The sequence below is a fragment of the Peribacillus sp. NPDC097225 genome, from assembly GCF_044761955.1.
Taxonomy (GTDB): domain Bacteria; phylum Bacillota; class Bacilli; order Bacillales; family DSM-1321; genus Peribacillus.
In genome coordinates, this window is sequence record NZ_JBIWDJ010000002.1 from 165,317 (window position 1) to 188,442 (window position 23,126).

Sequence of the window (23,126 nt, forward strand, 5' to 3'; positions counted from 1 at the left end):
GATTATCTATGAGTATTTTGGTAAGTATCAACTGTATCACTTATAACCACGAAAATTTTATTGAAGATGCAATTGTAAGCTTTTTGAAACAGCAAACGAATTTTGATTTTGAAATAATTATTGGAGAGGATTGCAGTACTGATAATACTAGAAAAATAATTGAAAAGTATGTAAATCTATATCCAGAAAAGATTAAATTGATTACGTCTGAAATGAATATAGGAGCTGAGAAAAACTTACGCCGTATTCATGAAAAATCACGGGGGAAATTTATAGCATTATGCGAGGGTGATGATTTTTGGACTGACCCCCTCAAATTACAAAAACAAGTAGAATATATGGAAGAAAACCCCGAATGCACTTTGTGTTTCCATAATGCAAAAGTAATTGACTCTAATAAAACATTAGTTCGTAGAGCAGTTGTTCCCTGGATGAAAAATAATAAAAAATATTACTTGAGGAAAAACACAAAATATTCAGCAGGAGAACTTGCTTTGCTAGGGTATATTCCTACAGCATCCTTTATTTATCCTAAGCACCTATTAGATAACCCTCCACAATGGTGTATTAACTCTGTTGCTGGAGATAATGTAATAAAACTAATTACCTCCAGCAATGGTTATGCTTATTATATAGACGAATATATGTCAGCTTATAGATTTGGAGTTGAGGGATCATCTACAACAAATTGGGTAAAAATGAATGACACACAAGAAAAAAAAATCAAGCTTTTAATGAGATTTATTAAATTTTATGAGGAATTTGATAGATATTCTAATTATAAATATAAGAATGAAATTGATGATGTAAAAAAGATTTTCGAATTTCAAATATCGGTTATAAATGGTGATTGGCAAGGTAAAAAAAGTAGGAAATATTATAAACGAATTCTTGCTGGACTGGGTTTAAAAGATAAAATAATAATATACTCAAGGTACTATTTTCCTTCGGTATATGCCAAGTTAAATAAATTGAGAATTTTTGTTTTAAACACTAAATGAAATTAAATCAGGGAAATGATCTGAAAATAAAAACTATAAGGGGATTAATTTGGAGTTTTGCAGAATTATTGGGCACACAGGGAATCCAATTTATTGTTATTATGATTCTTGCAAGGCAATTATCTCCTGAGAATTTCGGTTTCATTGGAATGCTAGTTATATTTATAGCATTATCTAATTTAATAATAGATAGTGGGTTTACTCAAGCTCTAATTCGAGAAAGTTATGCTAGTGAATCTGACTATTCTACTGTATTCTTTTTTAATTTGTTCATGTCTTGCTCATTATTCATTATACTTTATTTTTTCGCTCCAATTTTTAGTAGCTTTTTTAAAGAGGAACAACTAATCCCTTTATTAAGAGTACTATCATTAGGTCTTATTATTAATTCTTTAGGGATTATTCAAAGAGTGATTCTTATAAAGAAAATAGACTTTAAAACACAAACTAAGATAAATCTTTTAGCTGCAACTATTTCAGGTTTTGTCGCGATAATTTTTGCCTTACGTGGTTACGGTGTGTGGAGTCTTGTTGCTCAAACGCTAACCTTACAGATAACCCAAACAGTACTATTATGGACCAATAATAAATGGTTTCCCATATTTTTTTTTAGTATACCATCATTTAAACGACTCTTTGGTTTCGGATTCAAATTATTAATTTCTGGTTTAATAGATACTATATACAATAATTTATTTTCGATAATCATAGGAAGATTATATCCAGCTGCTCAATTAGGATTATATACTAACGCGGTTAAACTAGGCGATATGTTTACAATCTCCATAACTAGTGCTATTCAACGAGTAACTTATCCAGTATTAAGTAGTATCCAAGAAGATAAAGACCGCTTAAGATATGGGTTTCAAAGGATTATAAGAACATCTGCATATATAATGTTTCCTATTATGTCTGGATTAATAGCTGTTTCTGACACACTCATCCCTGTTTTACTAGGACCAAGATGGTTTGGATCTATCATATACTTTAAACTTTTATGTATAGCTGGAATGCTATACCCACTTCATGCTATAAATTTGAACATTCTCCAAGTTAAGGGGAAGTCAAGCATATTCCTAAAACTGGAGATTATTAAGAAAATACTATTAACATTTCTAATTGTTGTATCAATTTATTTTTCATTAGGCATTATAGGGTTAATAGGAGCTGCAATAATATGTTCATACCTTTCTTTAGTTATTAATGCTTATTATTCAGCTAGAGAAATTGCGTATTCCATTTCACAACAGATTAAAGATATCCTACCAATTTTTCTGTTTTCTGTTTTTATGGGTAGTTTTGTTTATTTGCTAGGTATTGTATTACCTGTTAGTAAACTTATTAAACTTTTTATACAGATAAGCAGTGGTTCCTTGCTATATGTATTAGTAAGCTGGATATTTAAAATAAAAGAGTTTGAAACAATTTGTCAAGTTCTTTTTCAATTTTTAAAGAAAGCCAAGCAGAGGAAAATCAATTCGAAGGGAGCTTAGTATTAGATGAAAATGAATACGATTAGTTTTCAAAAATATAAAAATGTACTGAGAAAAATGGGGTTGGATTTTAGCTTACTTATTAATGATATTGATAGTTTAGAAAGATTAGATTCCTTTATATACAAAATGGATTCAAATTATTTATTACCGAGTGATAATGATGTTGAGCTGAAAGACTATTCAAAAAAGTTAATTGAAAATGCATATAACTTTATTTTAGTTGAGGACGATAACGATATAAGCATACTTTCAATATATGTGAATGATCTCATCACTAAAACAGCTTATTGTAGTTCCATAGGAATTTTACCGACACATCAAGGGAGGAATATCGCACCAATTTTAATAGACTTTGGTATTCAATTTTCAAAAGAAATGGGAATGGAGTTGATAAAGGCAGAAGTTAATAAAAGCAATTCTAAAATGATTACATTATTCACTGGATATGATTTTCATATTAGTAGTGAGACCGAGAAAAATTCTTATATTATTACTAAAGAGCTCAACGTACCTTAATTTAAAGAATTCAAATAATTAAATGGATATTTGAATTTACTTATTAATTTGGAGGCGGACTTATGATGAAGGGTATCATTTTAGCTGGAGGTAATGGGACGAGATTATATCCGATAACTCAAGCTATATCAAAACAATTGTTACCGATATATGATAAACCTATGATTTATTATCCACTATCTGTTCTTATGTTATCAGGGATTAGGGAAATACTGATCATTTCTACACCGAAAGATATTCCTCTTTTTATGAATTTACTTGGTGATGGATCTAAATTGGGAATAAAACTTGAATATGCAATTCAAAAGCATCCAAGAGGGCTAGCGGATGCTTTTATTATTGGAGAAGAATTCATAGGTAATGATAATGTCTGCCTTATACTAGGTGATAATATTTTTTATGGACAGGGATTTACTCCTTTACTAAAAACTGCTTCAACCCTAAATGAGGGTGCAATTGTTTTTGGATATCAAGTAAAAGATCCAGAGCGTTTTGGGATTGTGGAAATTGATCATGAGAATAACGCTTTGTCTATAGAAGAAAAGCCAGCATTTCCAAAGTCTAATTATGCTGTAACAGGCTTATATTTTTACGATAATAACGTAATTGAGATTGCAAAAAATATTAGGCCATCTGTTAGAGGTGAATTAGAAATTACGGATATCAATCAAGTTTATTTAAAAAGAAAAAAACTGAAAGTAGGTCTTCTTGGTCGAGGATTTACTTGGCTTGATACAGGGACATTTGAAAGTTTTTTAGAAGCTGGCCAATTTGTTGAGACTATTGAAAAGAGGCAAGGTTATAAAATAGCCTGTTTAGAAGAAATCAGTTATCGGAACAATTGGGTCTCCTCTGATGAAGTGTTATCAATAGCGCTTCAATATAAAAACGACTACGGTACTTATTTAAATGAATTAGTGAATGGGAGGTTTATAGATGATTCCGGTTACTCAACCCTTTCTGCCTCCAAAAGATGAATATTACAGTTTAATTTCAAAGTTATGGGATACGAAGTGGTTAACAAATAACGGTGTATATGTAACCCAGTTAGAGAAGCAGTTAGAGGATTACCTAAATATATCCTCTCTCCACTTTGTCAGCAATGGCACTATTGCTCTACAGCTAGCAATAAGAACTTTGGGAATAAAGGATGAAGTCATTACCACCCCTTTTTCGTTTGTTGCGACAACAACATCTATTTTATGGGAGAATTGTGACCCCGTATTTGTAGATATTGATCCAAAAACCTTTTGTATTGACCCAAATAAAATTGAGGAAGCTATTACGAGTAAAACGGAGGCAATTTTAGCTACTCATGTATTTGGTATACCATGTGATATAGAAAAAATCGAGATTATCGCAAAAAAGCATGGACTTAAAGTGATTTATGATGCTGCACATGCTTTCGGTGTCCAATACAAAGGGAAATCCGTCCTAGGATTTGGAGACATATCCACCATAAGCTTTCATTCAACAAAGCTCTTTCATACTATAGAAGGTGGGGCCGTAATAAATAATGCGGAAATAGAATTAGATCAGGACATTAGATTATTAAGAAGTTTCGGGTTTGACAGTGGACAGCATTACACACCAGGAATTAATGCAAAGAACTCCGAGTTTCATGCAGCAATGGGCTTATGTAATTTAAAATATATTGATGATATCTTTATCCACAGGAAGAACTTAACTGAAACGTATGATGCACTTTTGGCAAGTAATTATGAAAGGCCCTTTATTTCGGATGACATTAAATATAACTATTCATATTACCCCGTAGTTTTTGAGTCAGAAAAAGAACTACTATATATAAAAAATAAATTAATGGAAAATGATATAGAGACAAAGAGATATTTTAATCCATCTTTAAATAAACTACCGTATTTAACAACCATTATCTCTTGTCCCATATCTGAAGATATATCTAAGAGAATTTTATGTTTGCCTTTATTTAGCGATTTAAGTATGAACGATGTTATAAAAATATCTGCATTGATAATGGGGAAGAGAACAAAAGCACTGGTTAACTAACAATACCTTCAATTTTTAATAACACCTGCTTATATATAAAATTAGAAAACATAATTAATACAAAAATTCATATTTGAAAAGGGAGTGAGAATAAATGAACTTACTTATTACAGGAGGGGCAGGATTTATAGGTTCTAATTTTGTTTCATACATTTTAGATAAGTATGAGGATATTCATATCGTGAACTTTGATAAATTGACCTCCGCAGGGAAACTTGAAAATCTTAAAGATATTCTGAGTCATCCCCGTCATTCATTTATTCAAGGAGATATTTGTGATCAATTACTTGTTAAGAAGACCTTTGAACAGTATCAAATTGATGGGGTTATTCATTTTGCAGCGGAGTCACACGTAGATAATTCAATTCAAAATCCAGCACTATTTGTGCAAACAAATGTCCTAGGAACATTTACTTTGCTTGAAACAGCCCGGAAAGCTTGGATGGACGGTATAGGTACTTATAAAAAACAATATCAAAAGGCTAGATTTCATCATATTTCTACTGATGAAGTATATGGAACTCTAGGAATTAATGGATTTTTCAATGAAGATTCATCTTATTCTCCAAACAGTCCCTATTCTGCAAGTAAAGCCTCTTCAGATATGTTGGTACGGAGTTATTTTCATACATATGATATGAATGTTATTTCTACCAACTGTTCAAACAATTATGGACCGAATCAACACGATGAAAAACTAATTCCGGCGATTATCAAAAAAGCATTAGATTTAGAGCCTATAACAATATATGGAGATGGACAGAATATTCGTGATTGGTTATATGTACTGGATCATTGTTTTGCGATAGAAAAAGTTTTTTTTGAAGGAAAGCCAGGAGAGACCTATTTAATAGGTGGCCATTGTGAGAAGACAAATATTGAAATTGCTCATACAATATGTGACTTTCTTGATAGACAAAGTCCTACTCAAATTAATGAAAAAGGAATTACAAGTTATAGAGAATTAATTGAATTTGTTAAAGATCGACCTGGACATGATTTTAGGTATGCAATTGATGATTCGAAATTACGGAACCAGTTGGGATTTCAAGCAGAGTATACTTTTGAGAAGGGAATTGAGAAAACGATTTTGCATTATCTAAAGCTTTCCAATGAGAAAAAATTTATGTCTAATATTAATTAAAATATGAAATTGTAAAAACACCATATAAAAATATAATCAACTAATAAAAAGGGTGGTTTAATGGAAGGTTTTAATGTTTTTGAATCTAGTTTATCGGAAAAAATTATACATTTAGGTACAGAAGATGATTGGGTAAAGGTCATTGAAAAGTTCCAACATTTAGATATTTATTATTCTAAGGAGTATTTAAATTTATTTGCTGCGTTTGAAGACGGTTTAACAGAAGCAGTTTTTTATGAAAATGAAGATGGAAAAGTATTTTATCCATTTATTAAAAGGAAGATTGATATAAAGGAAGGATACTTTGATATTATAACTCCATACGGCTATGGGGGACCTGTTTTGGAAGGGAAACCGAGTGTAATTAAAAAGTTTTATGAACATTTTAATAACTATTGTTTAAATAACAATATTATTACCGAGACAATTAGCTTACACCCATTAATTAATAATTATGACTATATTAAGAATACTATGAGAGTTGATTATATTCGAAGAACGGAAGCAATAGATTTAACTCTTTCTTTAGAAGAGATAAGAAATAATTACTCTTCTACCAATAAAAGAAATATTCGAAAAGCCATTAGAGAAGGAGTACAAGTTAATGTTTCAAATACTAGGGAAGATATAGAAATTTTTATGAATTTATATTATGAAACAATGGATCGCAATAATGCGTCGAAGTTTTATTATTTCAACAAATCCTACTTCTATGGACAAATGGAAGAAACGAAATTAAGTAAATCCTATCTTTTATTAGCTAGATTTAATGAGCAAATTATTGGTGGAATATTATTGATTATTGGAAAGGAGTTTGCTCATTATCATTTGGGAGCTTCAAAGACAGAATATTTATTTCTAAGACCCAATAACTTATTATTCGATACAATGATAGAGTTCACTAAATCTTTTGATTTGAAAGCACTTCATTTAGGGGGGGGTTATAAGGAAAATGATAGTCTTTACAAATTCAAGAAATCATTTTCAAATAATGATTCACTTTATTACTTTCTTGGAAAGAACATCATTAACGAAAAAATATATAATGAACTGTCAAAATCTATAATAAATGATTTTTCAGGAAGTTCCAAAACTGATTTTTTCCCTTCATACCGGGATTTAACTTAGCTACTAGGGAAAAAAATTATATATAAAAATTAAATTTAAAAGGAGATATTAACTTATTAACTTTATTTTTCAAATCGATTAATAAGAATAGTTGATCTAGAAAAAATCCATGAGGGTTAACTAGCCAATTGTGGAGCGGGTGTTCTATTAAAATTAATATCTTATCCTGATTGGCAGTATCGTTTTTTAGATAAAAACCTTTTTGGAATGAAACACTAAAGTATTACATATTACTCGAAAAATATTTTTAATATTCTCATTTCTACTTTCAGAAATATATAATATCGGCTACCCACTATAGTTTTCAGTAGTAGCATAAAGGAAGCTAAGGATTCTTATTAATTTCATAAAATTGAAAAGAGGTGAAAAAATGAAAAAGATATCAAGTTTTACCTTACCCTCTTTAAAGACTGGTACATTTGTTAAAAATATTTTTATTTTATTTTTGTTTATCATTTTGATTATGTCAGCCATTTGGATAAGTTTTTTACAGTTCCGATCACCAGAAGTTCTTACGCTTAATTCAAGTACAAAACAATTTTCTGCTGAAAGAGCTATGTCTCATTTAAAAGAATTTGCAGTTAAACCTCATCCACTTGGTTCTGAAGAGCATGATCGAGTGAGAGATTATTTAATGAAGTCTTTGAAAAATTTAGGTGTATCTCCTGAAATACAAAAGTCAGACAGCTTCATCACAGAATGGGGTATTGTTTATGATGGGAAAATAGAAAACATTATCGCAAGAATTCCAGGTAAAGATTCATCAAAGGCTATTATGATTGCATCACATTATGATTCTGTACCGACTAGTCCAGGGGCTGCTGATGATGGTTCAGGTGTGGCATCAATTTTAGAAACGGTAAGAATTTTGTCAGAATCACCGACTTTGAAAAATGATGTTATTATTTTAATAACAGATGGTGAAGAAAGTGGACTATTAGGGGCACAAGCATTTGTGAATCAACATCCATGGGCAAGAGAAGTAGGTTTAGTGTTTAACTTTGAAGCTCGTGGAAGTATGGGCCCATCTGTTTTATTTGAGACAAGTGAAGGAAATTCTAGGTTGATTTCTGAATTTATAAAAGGGGCTCCAAACCCAGTTGCGCATTCTTTCATTTATAATCTATATAAAGTACTCCCGCATGATACTGATTTAACAATTTTTAAACAATCGGGTATGCAGGGTTTGAACTTTGGTTTCTTCGAGGGGGAAAGTAGATATCATACAAATCATGATAATATAGAAAATTTGAGTCTAAGTAGTCTCCAACATCATGGTGATTATATGGTACATCTAGTACAGCATTTCGGTAATTTGAATTTAGTTGAAAAAAAAGAAGGTAATAAAATATATTTTAACGTATTAGGGAGATATATTATTACATATTCTGAGCTTTTTGTTATCCCAATAATGTTTATTACTATTGGTTTTTATATTTTTTCATTTATACATGGACATAAGAGGAAGAAAGTTACATTAACTGGTACAAGCTTGGGATTCTTTCTTTTTTTGATTACACTTGGTTTAGGATATACTCTTGGTCGGATTTTATGGGGTATCTTCTCCAATATGCACCCCGAGAATACTCAGACTATAGACAGTAATGTCATTTTTGTAGGAATGATATTTATACTATTCTCCATAAATGCACTTGTTTATCAATTAGTTTCTAAAAAAATTAATGTCTTTAATCTTACTATGGGAGCATTACTTGCTTGGCTTCTATTGTTAGTTATAACAAGTGTTCTCTTTATAGGGTCCAGTTATATCTTTGCATGGCCTTTGCTATTTGGATTAATAGGCCTAAATTTAATGATGAAATTAGAAAAAGTATATTCTTTAAAGGGATATATAATCACGATAGGATTTACGATACTTGTTCTTCTTCTAACTGCCCCAGTTATATATTTGATGTATATTTTACTTACATTAAAATCAGTAGGAGTTCTTTTAGCGCTTATATCTTTATTAGGAGTTTTTATTATCCCTATACTATCTACATTAAAACTAGGATCTTTTTTTGGATTGCCGGTGCTTTTATTATCAATTGGCACTTTTTTTCTTTTTTGGAGTAACGTTTTATAAATTAATAAATTTCAAAAATTATCTAAAAGCTAGAAACATTTAAACATTAGAAATGCAATTAAGCCATTAAATTCACACAATAGAAAACTAACTATGTCTTCGTTGAATGCAATGCAAAGGATGGACAATGGTGTCTTTAAATTATTGGGGTCGATATGGTCAGATTCTAGGTCTAATCGAGTCTAATCACCTCAAGAATAATTACATTAATAGAATGATTTTGGCCATTTTTCAATATAGATTTCAGATTTTCACGAAATTGAATCTTATCATAACCCTGAGCAGATTACGGTTCTTGTATTCTCCTTATGGATTGTCATTCGTAAAAGCAATTCCTTACCAGCTTCCAACTAATATAACCAGATTTTCACAGGAAAACCATACTGGTAAATTTTCTTCCCTAATTTAAAGAAAATTAATCCAAAATAATGTATAGTTAAAAAGACAAGATTCGAACAAACATTCGTTACTTGTTTGTAAGCTACTTCTTAGAGGAACAGGGGAGAGAAAGTGAACGGAACAGCACATATGGCAATAGGGGCAACAGTAGGATTTCTAACGGCGAACACTCTACAGACCGATCCAACCACTACGTTATTTCTAGTCGGTGTAGGTGGAGTTTCAGGATTAATGCCTGACATGGATATTGACGGAAAGTTGAGTAATAAGATTACCTTTTCACACAAATTCATTCGAACTTTGGCTCAAACCATCGGAGTGCTTATGATCATTTATAGTCTTCTAGCAAGTTCTGAAACGGAGAGATGGCTAGGTGTAGGCGCAGGTATTGGTATTATTATCATTTCTTCATTTATAACACAAAGACATATGCTAACTCTTACAGGGCTTGGTATTTTAGGGACTGGGCTGTCTTTAGATATTAGCTGGCTATGGCTTTTAGGAGTTTATATTATACTAGCTTCCTTTACACCGCACCGTAGTTATACCCATTCGATAGCGGGGATTCTATTCTTTGGAGTGATTGCGTTTCAGTTCCAAGAGACATTGGGGACTGAAGGGATTTTCACTACTTGCATTTTAGGGTACATAAGTCATTTGCTGGCTGATATGAAGTTTCTGCCCTTTAATAAACGGGGGGTAAAGTTATTGCTACCATTTTTCTCAAAGGAATTTTAGGAAGAGCCGCAGTGTTTCTTTAATAGAGACATTGCGGCTTCTTTCCTTTTATACAAGGTGATCTTTATTTTAGTATCGTTTATTTCCTAAATCTACTAATGTAATATAATTGTAAAGTCCCTGTGATGCGCATGTTATGACTTTTCTAGTATATTAGGTTTAGCATATTGCATCAGGGGGTAAGTTATATTGTTAAAGAAAATTTTTGTCGGATTGTCGTTAGTTACAATGATTGGATTTGGTTCCTTTACTGGAAACAATGTAGAAGCTGCATCTTATCATACCAAAGCAATTAAAACCGCTAAAAGTGAATTAGGGACGAAATATAAAATGGGTGGTATGTCTTCTTCCGGTTTTGACTGTTCAGGTTTGGTGAAATATTCATATAACAAAGCTGGAAAGACATTACCGCGAACAGCTGCTGACATTTACAAAAAAGGAAAGAAAGTTAAAACCTTGAAAAAAGGGGATCTAATGTTCTTCTCACCGAATAAAGCAAAAAAACCAACGCATGTAGCGATATATATAGGTGACAATAAATTCATACACTCCGCATCTTCCAAGGGAGTTTCCTACGCAAAGACGAATAATAGTTATTGGAAACCACAGTATATTGGGGCAAAACGTATATAATTAGTAAAACTATTCCTTATAGAAACGGAAATTGAGGCTGAATTCAGTCTCTTTTTTTATTTAACAAATTAAATGTGCACTAAAACCAGTCAAGCAAAATTCTTGAAAGTCAAAGAAGGTCAATGTATAATAAAGGCACAAGGTCAAAGTTAGTCAAAGTCAAATGATAACTCGTAATAATAAATAAGGAGGAGTACTCATATGTTATGTGAAAAATGTCATGAAAACCAAGCAAATATTCAGGTTCATCTCAATATGAATGGGCAACAGCATGATGTCAAATTGTGCTCCACTTGTTATAAAGAAGAACGAAATAAACTTGGTGCAGCCATGGGAGGAATGGATACAGGAAAGTTCCAATTTGATGGATTTTCAAATTCATTCAACCCTTTTAATAGTAGCAACATGCCTCCATCAATACCCGTACAAGAAGATAAAGACGGAGGTTTGCTTGAAGAGTATGGTCACAATCTGAATGATGTTGCAAAAGCAGGACTCATTGATCCGGTCATTGGAAGAAATGAAGAAATCAAAAGAGTCATCGAAGTGTTAAATAGACGAAACAAAAACAATCCAGTTTTGATTGGTGAGCCTGGCGTTGGTAAAACAGCTATTGCAGAAGGATTGGCCTTAGCAATTGTTGAAGGAAAGGTCCCGGAAAAATTACGTAACAAACTGGTTTTTTCACTCGATATGGCATCCCTTGTAACGAACACAGGCATTCGTGGTCAATTTGAAGAAAGAGTGAAACAATTAATCAGTGAATTACAAGATAGAAAGAATGTCATTCTATTCATTGATGAAATTCACCAAATCGTAGGTGCTGGTTCAGCTGAAGGTTCAATGGATGCAGGGAATATTTTAAAACCTGCCTTAGCACGCGGTGAACTTCAACTTGTGGGTGCAACGACCCTTTCTGAATATCGGAAAATTGAAAAAGATGGGGCCCTTGAACGACGATTCCAACCCGTACAAGTTGATGAGCCGACAACAGAAGAAGCGATAGTCATTTTACAAGGTCTGAAAGATCGTTACGAGTCTTTCCATGGAGTCATATATACGGAGGAAGCGCTGGAAGCAGCTGTTGAACTTTCCCATCGTTACATCCAAGATCGCTTTCTACCAGATAAAGCGATTGACTTAATGGACGAAGCCGGCTCTAAACAAAATTTGACGATTGAATATAGTCAAGAGGATGTAGTAACACAACGTCTTGAACAAATCTATAAAGAAAAAGAAAAGGCTCTAAAAGAAGAAGCCTACGAAAAAGCGGCCGAGCTTCGAGATGAAGAAGAAAAGTTGGAAAAATCCCTACAGGCTGGAGCCAATGCAGCTAAACCGAACGTCACTGTAGAAGATATACAAAGGATTATAGAACAAAAAACGGGAATTCCTATAGGCAAGCTGCAAGAAGATGAACAGAAAAAGATGGTTCATCTACAAGAGGACTTAATGAAAAAAGTCATTGGTCAAGAAGAAGCAGTCAAAAAGGTTGCAAAAGCTGTTCGTCGAAGCCGTGCAGGTTTAAAATCCAAAAACCGTCCGACCGGCTCTTTCCTTTTTGTTGGACCGACCGGCGTAGGTAAAACTGAATTGGCTAAAACGCTAGCCGAGGAACTGTTTGGCGATAAAGAAGCAATGATTCGCCTTGACATGAGTGAATTCATGGAAAAACATAGTGTTTCTAAATTGATTGGTTCTCCTCCAGGTTATGTTGGTCATGAGGAGGCAGGACAATTAACTGAGAAAGTTCGCCGTAAACCATACAGTATTATTTTATTGGACGAAATTGAAAAAGCCCATCCTGATGTGATGCATATGTTCTTACAGATTCTTGAGGATGGTCGTCTGACGGATAGTCAGGGAAGGACTGTGACATTTAAAGATACTGTCATCATCATGACAAGTAATGCTGGAGTCGGTGAAAAGCAAAAAGTTATGGGATTCGGTACGAGCACTGCTGTTGAAGAAGCTTCAATCCTACAATCATTGGGTAGTTTCTTTAAACCAGAATTCCTAAACCGATTTGACAGTATTATTGAGTTCTCCACACTGAAGAAAGAAGATTTATTACAAATCGTTGATATCATGATTCATGAACTTGAAGAAACCCTGATTGCTCAAGGCTTATCACTTGTCGTGACAGATGAAGCTAGGCACAAATTGATTGAGATGGGTTATCACCCACAATTCGGTGCAAGACCCTTTCGCCGTGTTCTTCAGGAACAACTTGAAGATGGCATAACAGACTATATTTTTGAACAGCCTGAAGTGAAAAACTTCAAAGCTATCGTTAAAGATGACCAATTGAAAATTATCAATTCATAATGATTAGTACTAGAAATGCCTCCAAGACAGTATGACTGTAATGGGGGCATTTTTTAAAACGTTCTATAATGACCGCTCGTTTAGTTTAATAATTAGAATTCTTTTAATGAAGTCTTAGTTTGAAATAGTTTTTTTCATAAGGATATCAATTACTTGAAGGAACTGCAATAGAAAATTGTTAGGTATAAACAAGGACTTATTTCTTTTTGCAGAGAGCATAGTATATAATATTGTTTAACAATGGGATAAATGGTATATGTTTGATGATGAAACAGTTGTGGAATTAAAAGAAAGTGTATTCACTTTTATGGATTGGGCCATTCAAATGAAATCAAAATATTATATAAAAAAACGAATTCCTATTTCATAAGGGGAATTTCATTGGAGGAGTGACCTATGAAAGATTCACTTTCTTATTTCGAAGAGGAAAATACCAATCAAGCACCTAAGGAAAAAGAAATCGAAAAAATTCTGGACTCCTTGCCGGTTGCAGAAATTGACCCAATGAGCCCGCAAGAAATGGATAACCTTTATTATTATGATGGCAATGATTTAGGGAATGACTTTCACCCAAATCGAACAGCTTTCCGTCTCTGGGCACCTACTTCAAGTGAAGCTAAGCTTGTTACGTATAAAAGTTGGGATGATCCTGTTGGTACCGAGTTTGATATGAAGCGCTCGGAGAAGGGAACGTGGACGGCTGAACTTCCAGGTGATCAAGATGGCTTGATTTATACATACAAAGTGAAAGTCGGTAATGTATGGAATGAAGCTGTGGATCCATACGTCCGTGCCGTCACGGTTAACGGGAATAGAGGGGTAGTCATTAATTTAAATGATACTAATCCCCAAAAATGGAGTACTGATAAGCCACCATTAGCTAAACCGGAGGATGCGATTATATATGAACTTCATATCAGGGATTTATCAATTCATCCCGACAGTGGAATTCAACAAAAAGGTAAATATTTAGGTGTGACTGAAACAGATACTATAAGCCCTTATGGTACGAAAACAGGAATCAATCATATTAAGGACTTAGGTGTAACTCATGTTCAATTCATCCCCATATTTGATTTTGCTACAGTAGATGAAACGAGATTGACTGAGCCTCAATATAACTGGGGATACGACCCAAAAAATTTTAATGCACCGGAAGGATCCTACTCATTGGACCCTTATCAGCCGAAACTTAGAATTAGAGAGTTAAAGCAGATGATTCAAACGCTGCATGATCAAGGATTACGTGTCATCATGGATGTAGTTTTCAATCACGTATATACAGTGGATGACTCAAATTTTAATAAACTCGTACCCAATTACTTTTTCCGCTATAACGAAGACGGAACACTGTCTAATGGGACGGGTGTAGGGAATGACACCGCTTCCGAACATAAAATGATGCGTAAGTTCATTGTCGACTCTGTGGTTTATTGGGCAAAAGAGTATCACCTCGATGGCTTCCGGTTCGATCTTATGGGGGTTCATGATGTGGAAACGATGAATGAGGTGAAAAAAGCTGTTCATGAACTTGATCCGTCTATCATTCTGTTAGGTGAAGGATGGGATATGAATACACCACTGGATGCTTCCCTGAAGGCAAACCAGAAAAACGCGTATAAAATGCCGGGCATTGCTCATTTTAATGACGCCATTCGAGATGGCTTGAAAGGTTTTGTAATGGATAAATACGATAGGGGCTTTGTCAACGGTAAACAAGACATGGAAGATATCGTAAAAAGGGGAATTGCTGGAGGATTGAAATACGATGATCATTTAGCTACGTACCAGACCCCATCCCAGGTCATAAATTATGTAGAGGCTCATGATAATTATACTTTATGGGATAAGCTTGTCATCACCCAACCTGACGTCTCAGATGAAGAACGTAAACAGATGCATAAATTGGCAACTGCTGTCGTATTGTTATCACAGGGAATTCCCATGATACATGCCGGTCAAGAATTCATGCGAACAAAAGATGGAGACGAAAACAGCTATCAATCCCCAGATTGGATCAATCGACTGAATTGGAAACGAAGAGCGGAATTCGACCATGAAGTAGAGTATGTAAAAGGATTAATTGCTTTGCGAAAAAAACATCCTGTATTTAGACTTACTTCGGCTGAAGAAATTGAACGGCACTTGATGTTCCTGGATTCCCCTGCAAATGTAATAGCTTATTCATTAATGACAGAAGATTCAAATATAGTTGTCGTTCATAATGCAAACTGGCATTCAATCGACATTACTTTGCCTCATCTAAAAAAGTGGTCACTTTTAGTTAATGGACAGAAAGCGAGTCTAGAAACAATAGAAGTAATTCATGGTAGTCATATAAACGTATCACCCTTAAGTTCATTTGTGATAAAAAGTGATGCCGATTAATATCTCATGAGAACCGAAAAGGAAGAACGGTAAATTGCGTTCTTTCTTTTTTTCGTGAAAAAAGATAAGACGAATCGTTCTAATGGTAAGTTTGAATCTAAAATGCTATCAAAAGTACCGGAAGAATCCAGGACAGATGTGATTATCCATTATTTTAACAAGTTTAAGGCGTTTTTAAGCAGGGTAAATTAGATTTATAGATTGACCACTTGTATTAGGAGGAGTTTATTTTGCGAGAAAAAGTACATATAAAAATTAATGGAGCGGAGACAGTTCTGGATGGCAACCAAACAGTGCTACAAATGCTTAATGATAGTTCAATAGAGGTTCCTAGTGTTTGTTATCATCCAAGCTTAGGGCCGATTGAAACTTGCGATACGTGTCTCGTTAGTGTAAATGGTGAACTTGTGAGATCTTGTTCAACTGAAATCAAAGACGGAGATGTGATTGATACATTAGCACCTGATGTGAAAGAAGCACAGGTAATGGCAATGGATAAGATATTATATAACCATGAATTGTATTGTACGGTTTGTGATTATAATAACGGCGGTTGTGAAATCCACAATACGGTGAAAGAAATGAAAGTGAACCACCAAAGTGTTCCGTTTGATCAAAAACCTTATGAAGTGGATCAATCCAATCCATTTTACCGATATGACCCTGATCAATGCATCCTTTGTGGCCGGTGCGTAGAAGCCTGTCAAGATGTTCAAGTAACAGAAACATTATCGATTGATTGGGAAGCCAAAAGACCACGGGTCATTTGGGATAATAATGTTCCTATCAATGAATCATCATGTGTATCATGCGGCCATTGTTCAACTGTTTGCCCATGTAACGCGATGATGGAAAAAGGAATGGAAGGGGAAGCGGGCTTTTTGACAGGCATTGCTAAACAAACCCTTCGACCAATGATTGAAATTACCAAAAATGTCGAAACTGGATATGGATCTATTTTAGCCATTTCTGATATGGAATCTGCCATGCGTGATGCAAAAATCAAAAAGACAAAGACCGTTTGTACATATTGTGGTGTAGGCTGCAGCTTTGACGTGTGGACAAAAGATAGAAAAATATTAAAAGTAGAACCACAGGCAGAAGCACCGGCAAATGGTATTTCTACTTGTATAAAGGGTAAATTCGGTTGGGATTTCGTGAATAGTGAAGAAAGGCTAACTAAGCCATTGATAAGGGAAGGCGATGCTTTCCGCGAGGCCGAATGGGAAGAGGCACTGAATTTAATTACTAGGAGATTCAAGGAAATCAAAAAAGAGAACGGACCTGATTCTTTAGCCTTCATTACTTCCTCTAAGTGTACAAATGAAGAATCTTACTTGATGCAAAAATTGGCCAGAAGCGTTATTGGAACCAATAATGTCGATAACTGTTCTAGATATTGCCAAAACCCAGCAACCGTTGGTTTGTTCAGGACCGTCGGTTATGGTGGGGATACAGGTGGAATTAAGGATATAGAAAAATCTGAACTAGTTTTGATTATTGGATCGAATACTTCAGAATCTCATCCAGTTTTATCGACCAGGGTTAAACGTTCACATAAACTTGGAAAGCAAAAATTAATCGTTGCTGATATCAGGAAACATGAAATGGCTGAACGCTCTGATTTATTCATTCAACCAGCTCCAGGTTCAGATATCGTTTGGTTATCAGCCGTGTCTAAATATATCATCGATAAAGGCTGGGCTGACAAAAAGTTCATCAAAGATCGTGTGAATGGCATGGATGAATACATCAGAAGCCTGGAACCTTTTACAATGGACTATGCAGAAAAGCATACGGGAGTAAGCAAAAAAGATTTAATCACCATTGCAGAAGCACTTCATGAAGCTAACAGTGCTGTTTCCCTTTGGGCAATGGGTGTAACACAGCATATAGGTGGAAGTGATACAAGCACCGCCATTTCCAATCTCATGCTTATTACTGGTAACTATGGAAAACCAGGAACAGGTACCTATCCATTACGAGGTCATAATAATGTTCAAGGAGCCAGCGACTTTGGTAGTACGCCGGACAAACTTCCTGGATATGAAATGGTCACAGATAAAAAAGTCCGGGATAAATATGAAAAAATATGGGGCACACCAGTACCTTCAAAGCCTGGACTGAACAATCATGAAATGGTCGAGGGCATCCATGAAGGCACCTTAAAGGCCATGTATTTAAAAGGGGAAGATATGGGATTAGTCGATTCCAATATCAACTATGTACATGATGCATTTGAAAAGCTGGACTTTTTCGTAGTACAAGATATCTTTTTATCCAAAACTGCTGAATTTGCGGATGTCGTTCTTCCTGCTAGCCCAAGTTTTGAAAAAGAGGGTACGTTTACAAATACGGAACGCCGTATTCAAAGAATGTACCAAGTGTTTGAACCCCTTGGTGACTCTAAACCTGATTGGCAAATCATTATGGAAGTGGCAAATAGGTTAGGTGCCGGATGGAATTATGCTCACCCAGGTGAAATCATGGATGAAGCCGCTCGCTTATCACCAATTTATGCAGGTGTAAGCTACGAGCGATTAGAAGGATACAATAGCCTTCAATGGCCCGTTGCCGCAGATGGTCAGGATACACCACTTCTATTTACAGAAGAATTCCCATTCCCGGATGGGAAAGCACGGCTATTCCCGGTTGAATGGTCAAAACCAATCGATTTTGGAGAAGAATACGATATCCATGTGAATAATGGAAGATTATTAGAGCATTTCCATGAAGGAAATCTAACATATAAATCGAAAGGAATCACTTCCAAGACTCCAAATGCATTTCTTGAGATTTCACCTGAATTGGCTGAAGAAAGAGGCTTAGAGGATGGTACGCTAGTCCGCCTTTCTTCTCCATACGGAAATGTAAAAATACAGTGTCTCATTACCGATCGAGTGAAAGGTAAAGAGGTCTACTTGCCAATGAATGATTCGGGAGATGGCGCCATCAACTTTTTGACCAGCAGCTATGCTGATAAAGACACGGATACTCCAGCCTATAAAGAAGTACAGGCAAAAATGGAAGTATTGAAGGCGAAAGGAGAAAATCCATTACCTCGCATCAACCATCGTAATGGTAATCCTCAACCTCAAATCGGGGTACAAGTACAGAAAAAATGGGCCCGTGAAGATTATATTTTCCCTGGTGACCTTTTAAAAATAAAAAAGGAGTCGAGGAACCGTGGCTAAAGCGACAAAAGTAATCAATCGCATAGAACTCAGTGAAGAAGAATTGCGAAAAATTGAATTCGAAGATATTGAAAGAACTCTTCTCGAAAATAAAGAGGTCATTAAAGAAACGTTCGAAGTCATGAAAGGCATGCAGGACCGTGGGATACTTTCCATGGTCAACAGCCTGCTGAAGGAAGGAGATAAAGTCCTGAATATTCTGGTCAAAACAGCGGATACTCCTGAAACAGCCAATACTCTAAAAAACCTTCTTCTCATGCTTGGAACATTAGGAACGCTAAATGTTAAACAGCTTGAGCCACTTATCCTGAAGGTGAATTCAGGTATAGCCAGAGTCGCAGAAATTGATAAATCGGATGAAAAATCCGGCTACCTTTCATTGGTACGTTCATTAAATGACAAAGAAGTAAAACAAGCGATGACGTTATTGATGACCTTCTTAAAAGGAATGGGAGAAGATACAAGTGATTTAGAACGAACCACTCAATTACCAGAAGATCAACAAGTTCATAAAGAAAATGAACAGGCAACCATTCAAAGACCGACTTCAAAGAAAGATTTCGGTTCAAGTATGCCCAGTAAAAGCGGAAGAGAATCAAGAAAAAGCAGTAATTGGCTTTGGATTGCAGCAGGGGTTTCCCTCATGACCCTTCCGCTTCTATCAAAGAGGCAAAAGAACGAACAAAATAAAATTGAATAATAACGAGAGAAGGATCCTTATACTGAGGGTCCTTTTTTAAGGTTTCATTTAAACAATCCACTTGTAGTTTAAAACTTTTACACATAAAATAAGGGTAACCAAAATTTTCAAGGAGTGTAAAAATGAAACTTAAATACACAGCGTTAACTCTCGGTATGTGTACGTCTTTATTACTTTCAGCATGTACTGAAGAGAAAAGTGAAGTGAAGAAAGAAACTAGTCATGAGAGCCATGACCATACCGTTTCAGGGGATGTTCAGGAAGAAACTAGTGGAAAAGCTACAGCACCTGAGTTTCTTTCTGGAAAACCTGAAGACATGAAAACCATCTATTTAGCCGTTGCCCAAAACCAGGCGCTATTGGAAAAAATACCGTGTTACTGTGGATGTGGAGAGGAAGCTGGCCACAAAAACAATTACGATTGTTTTATCCATGAAAATAAAAAAAATGGAGCAGTAGTTTGGGATGATCATGGGACGAAATGTGGAGTATGCCTAGAGATAGCAGCACAATCCATCCTTGATTTAAACGATGGAATGACGATAAAGGATATTCGGGACAAAGTAGATAAAGCCTATAAAAAAGGGTATGCTAAACCAACTCCGACTCCTGAAGTGTAAGTAAGAGTTAAGGTACTAAAAAGGAATGAAAATAAATCCAAAATAAAGAAACAGGTGCACTTATGAATCTGTTTCTTTATTTTATCCCTTTTTCATTGTAGGCATTGATTCCAATCTTGCAATCAGAAATCCTAAGCTCAAGATGTAATAATAATAGGAGCTATGGGGATACTTCCTCATATAAGACATTCAAGGGAGTTTTCATATTGACTTTAATCCGCCTTGGTTATGTAGCTATGAGCAATCAAGTACCACATTGTTCGCCTTCTCAAACGATGACTTTTGCACAATTCTCTAAAATTAAAGATAAAGAAGCTGCAATACGAAAGTTAGAAAGGATTTCCGCTTCAAATCTCCAAAATTGCTGGCGTCTTCTCATACATAATGCTGCATATGATATCCAGTTTTTTCGTCTTTCTTCTAAACTTATACCTCTAGTAAACCATCCAGAAATACCAAAATGGGACTATCTTGAACCAATGGCTGATGAACTGAACAAGATAAAAGATTTCCTTCTATCTCATCCAGAAGTGCGGATAGACTTTCATCCAGATCATTTTGTCATCTTGAATAGTAGCAATATTGATATACTAAAAACTTCAATGAAAACACTGAAAATGCATTTTTTATTATTGAAGAAACTAGGCATTGATCCTGAGCATCGGTGTGTTCTCCATGTAGGTGGCGGGTATGGCGAAAACGAGAAGGCTTTGGAACAGTTCATACTAAACTGGGGGATCATCCCAGAATCTCTTCAAAGGATGATTATCCTTGAGAATGACGATACGACTTTCACTTTATCAGAGACACTCTACTTATGTGAAAAACTGGGCGTACCTCTTGTATTTGATTATCATCACTATCTAGCTCACCATTCTAAGGATGAAAATTGGAGCGAGCATTGGGGTCGTATCCTCAATACATGGCACTATTCGAAATTACCACCCAAAATGCACATTTCTAGTCCTAGGAATGAAAAAGAATTTAGAGCACATGCAGATTTTGTGGATGTTAATATGTTTATCGATTTTTTACGGGAAATCAAGGGGAGTTTACCACAGTTGGATTGTATGATTGAAGCAAAACAAAAGGATGGAGCTCTATTCCAGTTAATGGACCAAATAAAAGATTTTCCCGAAATTGAAATCATTGATGGGGGGAGTTTTTATATACACTGATAAAATATAATATTTTTTAAATGCTTGGTAAAATAGTTGACTTTTATTAATTTATCAGGTATTTATTTTTAGTTTACATAATAAAATTATGGTAATTAAATAGAGAAACAAAAATGAAAAAGAAGAAGTATGGTGATGACTGGCGTAATTTCAAGTTATGATTAATCTCTGAAACTATACAGAAAATATGAAGATTCTCAAAAAAACGAGGCTCATATTTCCGTTTTAAGGCACCTATTTTATTTTACTGGAGTAATAGGTATCGAAACGATCTAAATCTACACAAGGTGCCATATAATTGATTTGAGAGCATTGATGCTCTGTTTGCCATTATTGGAAGGAGAAAGTTCTCATATAGAACGAATTTAGAATCCAAACTATGAAAATATTATTTTCAGTAAGAAAATGGAATGTCTTCGTGAACCAGCATGATATTTCGAAATGATTAACACCAATATAGTGTGAAATTCATTAAAATCGACAGAGCGTTCTCAAAGATGAATCAAAAACGGATTCCACATTCTCATTTTAAGGTGCTTATAATTTAAAACTATAGTAATAGGTATCGTAGAATCTAAATGAGCTGTATTGATCCAATAAGATCGTTTAATGAGATTCTATGTTTTTTAATGATATTCCGTCGCAATATAACGAAATATTCCGAATGTAACAAAGGACCTGTTTTGATACATTCGAAATCCCTTTAAATCAACGTTTATAAGCCTTATGAAAATCAAAAAACTTGGCTTTTTTTTACGTCTTAACGTACAATATAAAGAGGGAAAAGGGGAGATGAATGACAGATGCAAAGAACCTCACAACGAATAAAAAATGTCCAGCCGATACGCCGGCTAGATCATATAGATAAGATGAAAAAGTCTCTATTAAAATATTGTAGCTACCGTGATTACATGATGTTCTCTATTGGAATCAACATCGGTCTACGGATTGGTGATCTCTTAAAATTACGTGTCCGGGATATATTGGAAGGGACGCATATTGTCATTGTTGAGCAAAAAACTGAAAAAATTAAACGTTTCATAGTCAACCCACAACTTCGTAAAGAAGTAAGAAAGTATGTAAAAAAAATGAAATTAAAAAATGATGACTATTTATTTCCTAGTCGCAAAGGCAATGGTCCCATAAGCAGGGTTCAAGCCTATCGTGTTTTGAATAAGGCCGCTGAAATGGCTGACATTCCAGACGTGGGGACACATACACTCCGAAAAACTTTCGGTTATCTCCATTATCAGAAGTTTAAGGATATCGCTTTGCTCCAACAAATCCTTAATCACTCTAATCCGAAAGACACCATGATATACATAGGACTCACTCAAGATTTGATGGACGAAACATTGATGGATTTTTATTTTTGATAAAATGGACTAGAAATGGTCTTTTTTTTACATTGCCCATAATAACATTATGTAAACAAGGTAAAATAGTGATAGAAAAATAGAGAGCAGTGATTCGACGTTATTAATTGGAAATATTATGTATTTTTTTAAGCCACATTATGTAGCAAAATCACTATAGAATATACTCAATT

The 23,126-nt window shown here is 34.6% G+C and carries 15 protein-coding genes and 2 pseudogenes; all 17 read left to right on the forward strand.

Annotated features, from left to right (window positions below; genetic code table 11):
• Positions 1-8 precede the first annotated feature (8 nt).
• The 17 genes and pseudogenes from ACIQXH_RS06710 (at position 9) to ACIQXH_RS06790 (ending at position 22,953) form a co-directional block, all read left to right on the forward strand.
• Positions 9-1,001: a glycosyltransferase gene (locus ACIQXH_RS06710; RefSeq protein ID WP_403122816.1), complete on the forward strand. Its 993-nt coding sequence runs from the start codon at positions 9-11 to the stop codon at positions 999-1,001.
• Positions 998-2,494 (forward strand): lipopolysaccharide biosynthesis protein, encoded by a 1,497-nt coding sequence (locus ACIQXH_RS06715; RefSeq protein ID WP_402873050.1) that lies wholly within the window; start codon positions 998-1,000, stop codon positions 2,492-2,494. Before ACIQXH_RS06710 ends, ACIQXH_RS06715 begins: the two co-directional genes overlap by 4 nt.
• A 6-nt stretch (positions 2,495-2,500) precedes the next feature.
• Entirely contained in the window at positions 2,501-3,013 is a 513-nt protein-coding gene (locus ACIQXH_RS06720) for a GNAT family N-acetyltransferase (protein ID WP_402873048.1), read from the forward strand.
• A 65-nt stretch (positions 3,014-3,078) separates the two neighbouring features.
• The gene (gene rfbA, locus ACIQXH_RS06725) at positions 3,079-3,990 is read left to right on the forward strand and encodes a glucose-1-phosphate thymidylyltransferase RfbA (protein WP_402873232.1); all 912 of its coding nucleotides are present in this window, start codon (positions 3,079-3,081) and stop codon (positions 3,988-3,990) included.
• Entirely contained in the window at positions 3,950-5,041 is a 1,092-nt protein-coding gene (locus ACIQXH_RS06730; RefSeq protein WP_402873046.1) for a DegT/DnrJ/EryC1/StrS family aminotransferase, read from the forward strand. The genes rfbA and ACIQXH_RS06730 overlap by 41 nt, the downstream gene beginning before the upstream one ends.
• 94 nt (positions 5,042-5,135) lie before the next feature.
• The gene (gene rfbB, locus ACIQXH_RS06735; RefSeq protein ID WP_402873044.1) at positions 5,136-6,185 is read left to right on the forward strand and encodes a dTDP-glucose 4,6-dehydratase; all 1,050 of its coding nucleotides are present in this window, start codon (positions 5,136-5,138) and stop codon (positions 6,183-6,185) included.
• 60 nt (positions 6,186-6,245) lie between these two features.
• Positions 6,246-7,313 carry a peptidoglycan bridge formation glycyltransferase FemA/FemB family protein gene (locus ACIQXH_RS06740; RefSeq protein ID WP_403122819.1) on the forward strand — a complete coding sequence of 356 codons (1,068 nt, stop codon included), beginning with the start codon at positions 6,246-6,248 and terminating at the stop codon, positions 7,311-7,313.
• Between the two features lie 370 nt (positions 7,314-7,683).
• On the forward strand, positions 7,684-9,399 hold the full coding sequence (locus tag ACIQXH_RS06745; protein ID WP_402873039.1) for a M20/M25/M40 family metallo-hydrolase: 1,716 nt from the start codon (positions 7,684-7,686) through the stop codon (positions 9,397-9,399).
• 510 nt (positions 9,400-9,909) lie between these two features.
• On the forward strand, positions 9,910-10,536 hold the full coding sequence (locus ACIQXH_RS06750; protein WP_402873037.1) for a metal-dependent hydrolase: 627 nt from the start codon (positions 9,910-9,912) through the stop codon (positions 10,534-10,536).
• Between the two features lie 228 nt (positions 10,537-10,764).
• Complete coding sequence (locus tag ACIQXH_RS06755) at positions 10,765-11,169, forward strand: C40 family peptidase (RefSeq protein ID WP_402873229.1); 405 nt, start codon at positions 10,765-10,767, stop codon at positions 11,167-11,169.
• A gap of 201 nt (positions 11,170-11,370) precedes the next feature.
• Positions 11,371-13,497, forward strand: a complete 2,127-nt coding sequence (locus ACIQXH_RS06760) for an ATP-dependent Clp protease ATP-binding subunit (RefSeq protein WP_403122821.1) — start codon at positions 11,371-11,373, stop codon at positions 13,495-13,497.
• A 435-nt stretch (positions 13,498-13,932) separates the two neighbouring features.
• Positions 13,933-15,885: pseudogene (pulA, locus tag ACIQXH_RS06765) on the forward strand (type I pullulanase); the annotation flags it as partial.
• Between the two features lie 230 nt (positions 15,886-16,115).
• Positions 16,116-19,079 carry a formate dehydrogenase subunit alpha gene (fdhF, locus tag ACIQXH_RS06770; protein WP_402873033.1) on the forward strand — a complete coding sequence of 988 codons (2,964 nt, stop codon included), beginning with the start codon at positions 16,116-16,118 and terminating at the stop codon, positions 19,077-19,079.
• Positions 19,072-19,638 (forward strand): annotated as a pseudogene (locus ACIQXH_RS06775) (helical membrane plugin domain-containing protein); the annotation flags it as partial. The gene fdhF and the pseudogene ACIQXH_RS06775, both read left to right, overlap by 8 nt.
• Before the next feature lie 263 nt (positions 19,639-19,901).
• Positions 19,902-20,399, forward strand: a complete 498-nt coding sequence (locus ACIQXH_RS06780) for a PCYCGC motif-containing (lipo)protein (RefSeq protein WP_402873029.1) — start codon at positions 19,902-19,904, stop codon at positions 20,397-20,399.
• 206 nt (positions 20,400-20,605) lie between these two features.
• Positions 20,606-21,577, forward strand: coding sequence for a UV DNA damage repair endonuclease UvsE (uvsE, locus tag ACIQXH_RS06785; protein ID WP_402873026.1), 972 nt, complete (start codon positions 20,606-20,608; stop codon positions 21,575-21,577).
• 803 nt (positions 21,578-22,380) lie between these two features.
• Positions 22,381-22,953, forward strand: coding sequence for a tyrosine-type recombinase/integrase (locus tag ACIQXH_RS06790; RefSeq protein WP_402873024.1), 573 nt, complete (start codon positions 22,381-22,383; stop codon positions 22,951-22,953).
• Positions 22,954-23,126 lie beyond the last annotated feature (173 nt).

Excerpts from the sequence above, each read along its gene's own strand:
- ACIQXH_RS06710 (WP_403122816.1), top strand. The coding sequence starts at position 9 with ATGAGTATTTTGGTAAGTATCAACTGTATCACTTATAACCACGAAAAT.
- ACIQXH_RS06715 (WP_402873050.1), top strand. The coding sequence starts at position 998 with ATGAAATTAAATCAGGGAAATGATCTGAAAATAAAAACTATAAGGGGA.
- ACIQXH_RS06720 (WP_402873048.1), top strand. The coding sequence starts at position 2,501 with ATGAAAATGAATACGATTAGTTTTCAAAAATATAAAAATGTACTGAGA.
- rfbA (WP_402873232.1), top strand. The coding sequence starts at position 3,079 with ATGAAGGGTATCATTTTAGCTGGAGGTAATGGGACGAGATTATATCCG.
- ACIQXH_RS06730 (WP_402873046.1), top strand. The coding sequence starts at position 3,950 with ATGATTCCGGTTACTCAACCCTTTCTGCCTCCAAAAGATGAATATTAC.
- rfbB (WP_402873044.1), top strand. The coding sequence starts at position 5,136 with ATGAACTTACTTATTACAGGAGGGGCAGGATTTATAGGTTCTAATTTT.
- ACIQXH_RS06740 (WP_403122819.1), top strand. The coding sequence starts at position 6,246 with ATGGAAGGTTTTAATGTTTTTGAATCTAGTTTATCGGAAAAAATTATA.
- ACIQXH_RS06745 (WP_402873039.1), top strand. The coding sequence starts at position 7,684 with ATGAAAAAGATATCAAGTTTTACCTTACCCTCTTTAAAGACTGGTACA.
- ACIQXH_RS06755 (WP_402873229.1), top strand. The coding sequence starts at position 10,765 with ATGATTGGATTTGGTTCCTTTACTGGAAACAATGTAGAAGCTGCATCT.
- ACIQXH_RS06760 (WP_403122821.1), top strand. The coding sequence starts at position 11,371 with ATGTTATGTGAAAAATGTCATGAAAACCAAGCAAATATTCAGGTTCAT.
- ACIQXH_RS06780 (WP_402873029.1), top strand. The coding sequence starts at position 19,902 with ATGAAACTTAAATACACAGCGTTAACTCTCGGTATGTGTACGTCTTTA.
- ACIQXH_RS06790 (WP_402873024.1), top strand. The coding sequence starts at position 22,381 with ATGCAAAGAACCTCACAACGAATAAAAAATGTCCAGCCGATACGCCGG.